This is a genomic window from Arenimonas malthae CC-JY-1, assembly GCF_000747075.1.
Lineage (GTDB): Bacteria > Pseudomonadota > Gammaproteobacteria > Xanthomonadales > Xanthomonadaceae > Arenimonas > Arenimonas malthae.
In genome coordinates, this window is the sequence record NZ_AVCH01000032.1 from 1 (window position 1) to 3,870 (window position 3,870).

Consider the following 3,870-nt stretch of genomic DNA (forward strand, 5'->3'; position numbering starts at 1 on the left):
CCACGGGCGGCGGGTTCGCGCCCAGCGTGCCCACCAGCACGCCGCGGAAACCGGCGGAATACACCATGCCCAGGCCGGTCAGCGTGGCCAGGCCCAGCAGCGGCAGCATCAGCACGCCGCTGCTGCGGTGCCAGCTCAGCCAGCGCCGCGCCGGCGGGCCGGCATGCCAGCGCAGCTGCGACAGCGCCTTGCCGGCCTTCGGCCACCACAGGTACAGGCCGCTGAGCAGCAGGCCGAAGGCGATCCAGCCGGCGATGCCCAGCACCTCCTTGCCGACGGTGCCGCCCAGCAGCTCCACGTGCCAGTGGTGCAGCCACATCAGCCAGTCGCCGTCGTGGCTGCGCGCCAGCAGGAGTTCGCCGTCGGTGGGCGCGAAGTAGGCGCGGCTGCCGTCGGCGTAATAGGCCTGCCAGACCGGCAGGCCTTCGCGAGGCAGGTCGAGTGCGGTGAGGCCGCGCGGGGCCCCGTCGGCGAGCAGGCGGCCCATCACCTCGCCGCTCGCCGACGGGGAAAACGCCGCCAGCCGCGGATGCGTGGCCAGCAGCAGTTCGGTGTGGAAAACCAGCACAGACCCGGCCAGCGACACCAGCGCGAACACGCTGCCCACCACCAGCCCCAGCCACAGGTGCAGCCAGGCCAGCAGCGACCGGGCGCGCCGCTTCAGGCGGCCCGGGGCGTGCAGGCTCGCGTCGGCCATCGCCGCGCTCAGAAGCGGTGCGACCAGGCCAGGCTCAGCACGCGCCCGCGGCCGGCGACGTAGTCGTCGTTCGAGGGCGTGGTCTGCGAGTAGTAGGTGACGTACTGCTCGCCCAGCAGGTTTTCCAGGCCCACCGACAGCGTGCCCAGCGGCAGCGCCACGCGGGCCTGCAGGTCGAGCGTGGTGTAGCCGTCGAAGGAAGCGACGCGGCTGCCGAAACGCTCGAAGTCGCGGTCGAAGGCGTGGCTGGCCTGCAGGCGGGTGGCGACGCCCCCGGTCCAGGCGCGCTCCCAGAACAGCGTGGCGCGGTCGGGGCTGATGTTGATGCCCTCGAGGTCGGTGTCCACCGCGCCGTCCTGGTCGCGGTCGTAGCGGCCTTCGGTCTGCGCGTAGGCCAGGCCGATGCGGTCGCCGCTGCCGAAGCGCAAGGCCACGTTGCCTTCGATGCCGCGGATCTCGGTCTTCTGGCGGCTGACGTTGTAGTTGTCGGCCACCGGGTCGTAGACCAGCAGCGAGCCCAGGTCGGAATCGGACCAGTAGGCGGCCAGGTGCGCGGTCCAGCGGCCGTCGTCGTAGTCGAGGCCGAGTTCGCGGTTGTCGGCCACCACGGGCGACAGGTCCACCAGGTTTTCCACCGACTGGCCCGGGCGGTTGATGGCGCGCAGCACGCGGCCGATGTCGGCCACGGTGTAGCCCTCGGCATAGGAGCCGTAGAAGGCCAGCGCGTCGGTGGCCTGCCAGACGAAGCCGGCGTTGGGCAGGGTTTCGCGGGTTTCCGGGTTGCCGCCTTCGACCGCCTGCGCGCCGTACACCGGCAGGGTCACGTAGTCGTCCACGCTGAGCTCGCCGCGCTCGTGGCGCAGGCCGCCGACCAGGCTCAAGTCGCCCACCGCGTACTGCAGCTGCACGAAGGGCGAGGTGGAGCGGTAGGTGGTTTCGGGCACCCAGTCCAGGCCGGCTTCCAGCAGTTCCTGGTAGGTGGTGTCCCGGGCCAGGTCGAGGCCAAACGTGGCCTGCAGCGGCAGGCCGAACAGGTCGGCGCGCGACCAGCTGAACTTGCCGCCGAACTTCTCGGAAACGTTCTGCGACTGGTCCTGCCAGATCGAACCGGGTTCATTCCTGAAGAAATCCACCCAGGGGCTGGAGCCGTAGCGGGCGGCGAAGTCCACCCAGTACAGCTGCGCCTGCAGGTAGCCGCCGGCCAGGTCGCGGTCGGTGTAGTCGGCGGCGACCTGGGTCGAGCGGTTGCGCGGCGGGTCCAGCGGCAGGTCGCCGCGCACTGAAGTGGCGGGGGTGCCGGTGGCGATCGAGCCGGGCACCGAGACGTAATCGCCGTCGCCGTCGAGCGCGTAATGGCTGGCGGTGAACTGCAGGCGGCGGTCGCCGCCGAGGTCGACGCCGAGCTTGGCGAACAGGTTGGTGGACTTCGAATCCATCAGGTCGCCCTGCACGCCGTTCACCGCCAGCGCGCGGCCATCGCCGTCGTAGTGCAGGCCTTCGGTGGCGTGCGAGGCGCCGCCGACGAAATCCACCGCGCCGCGGCGGGTGCCGGACAGCCAGGAGGCGCGCGTGCCGGTGGCATCGTCTTCGGTGGGCAGCGCGGTGCTGGCGCCGAGGGACACGTCGTGCCAGGTGTCGCCGTCCTCGCGCGGCGCGCGCTTGGTGATGATGTTGATGATGCCGCCCGAGGCGCCCAGGCCCTGCAGCGCGTTGGCGCCGTGGATGACCTCGATGCGCTCGACCATGGCCGGGTCGATCGTGTGGGCGTCGCGCGAGCCGTCGCGCAGCGGGGTGGACTGCGGCACGCCGTCCACCATGTAGAGCGGCTGCCGGCCGCGCAGGGATTCGCCGAAGCTGGTCATCTTCTGGCGCGAGGGCGCGAAGGCGGGGATCAGGTTGGCCAGCACCTGCGACAGGTCGTTGGTGAGCGCCAGCTGCTGCTCGAGCTGGGCGCGGTCGATGACGGTGATGGTGTTCGGGAGGGCTGCCTCCGACCAGGGCAGCCGGCTGGTGCTGGCGGAAACGGTGACTTCGTCGAGCACGGCCAGCCCGTCATCGGCCAGGGCGGGCAGGGAAAGGGCGCCGAGGACGGCGAGGGCGAGAACGGAAAGGCGGGGCATGCGGGCGGTCCATCAGGGAACTGCGCGCATGATAATAAGAATGATTCGCAACAGCAACAACTAGGCCGGGCCGAAACGCTCCTCCACCTCGGCCCGCCGCGGCATGGCCAGCGCCGCGCCGCGGCGTTCGGTGGACAGCGCGGCGAAGCGGTTGGCGAAGCGCACGGCGTCGGCGAACGCCGCATCCGCCCCGGCGGCGAGGGCCGCGGCCAGGGCGCCGCTGAAGGCGTCGCCGGCGCCGGTGGTGTCCACCGCGTGCACGGCTTCGGGGCGCAGGCGGTAGGCGCCGGTCGCGTCGCCGCGCAAGGCTTCGCCGGGATGGGAAACGAACACGCCGCTGGCGCCCAGCGTCACCACCACGGTGGCCCAGGGCGCGAGTTCCCGGCACAGCGCGTGCAGTGCGGCGTCGTCCTGCGCGGCCAGCGTGTCGGCGTCGCAGGCCAGGCCGCGGTGGCGCTGCAGCAGGGCGGCGAATTCGGTTTCATTCGGCGTCAGCACGTCGGCCTGGCGCAGCAGCGCTTCGGTGGTGAAGGCGTTCGCCGGCGCGGGGTTGAGGATGGCCAGCGCGTTCGCGGCGCGGGCGCGGCGCAGGCCTTCGTGCACGGCCTCGGGCGACACCTCCAGCTGCGCCAGGAAAACGTCGGCGCCTGCGAACGCCGGGTCCAGCGCCGCGACGAAGCCCGGCGTCAGCGCCGCGTTCGCGCCGGGCGCCACCACGATGACATTGCGCCCGGCCGCGTCCACGAAGATGCCGGCGGTGCCCGAGGGCAGGCTGCCATGCACTTCCGCGTGCAGCACGATGCCGTCGGCCGCGGCGAGCGCGCGCGCCGTGGCGGCCGCGGCGTCCTCGCCCAGCGCGGTCACGAAGCCGGTGCGGGCCCCGGCGCGGGCCGCGGCCACGGCCTGGTTGAAGCCCTTGCCGCCGGGGCCGCTGGTGTAACTGCCCAGGCGCGTGGCGCCGGGGGCGGGCAGGTCGTCGGCGGACCACGCGTGGTCCTGGTTGTACGAGCCCAGGACAAGCACCGTGCCCGCCATGGCTCAGGCACCCAGGGT

The 3,870-nt window shown here is 72.5% G+C and carries 3 protein-coding genes; all 3 read right to left on the reverse strand.

Annotated elements, in window-relative coordinates; genetic code table 11:
* The coding region (locus tag N790_RS02770) for a PepSY-associated TM helix domain-containing protein (RefSeq protein WP_043800419.1) at positions 1-697 on the reverse strand (697 nt) is incomplete at its 3' end.
* Positions 698-705: 8 nt separating this feature from the next.
* Positions 706-2,817, reverse strand: coding sequence for a TonB-dependent receptor (locus N790_RS02775; protein ID WP_052385636.1), 2,112 nt, complete (start codon positions 2,815-2,817; stop codon positions 706-708).
* Between the two features lie 60 nt (positions 2,818-2,877).
* Positions 2,878-3,852 (reverse strand): PfkB family carbohydrate kinase, encoded by a 975-nt coding sequence (locus N790_RS02780; protein ID WP_043800420.1) that lies wholly within the window; start codon positions 3,850-3,852, stop codon positions 2,878-2,880.
* Positions 3,853-3,870: the final 18 nt, after the last annotated feature.

Bases quoted from the DNA above. Each gene is read 5' to 3' on its own strand.
- N790_RS02780 (WP_043800420.1), bottom strand. From the start codon at position 3,852: ATGGCGGGCACGGTGCTTGTCCTGGGCTCGTACAACCAGGACCACGCG.
- N790_RS02775 (WP_052385636.1), bottom strand. From the start codon at position 2,817: ATGCCCCGCCTTTCCGTTCTCGCCCTCGCCGTCCTCGGCGCCCTTTCC.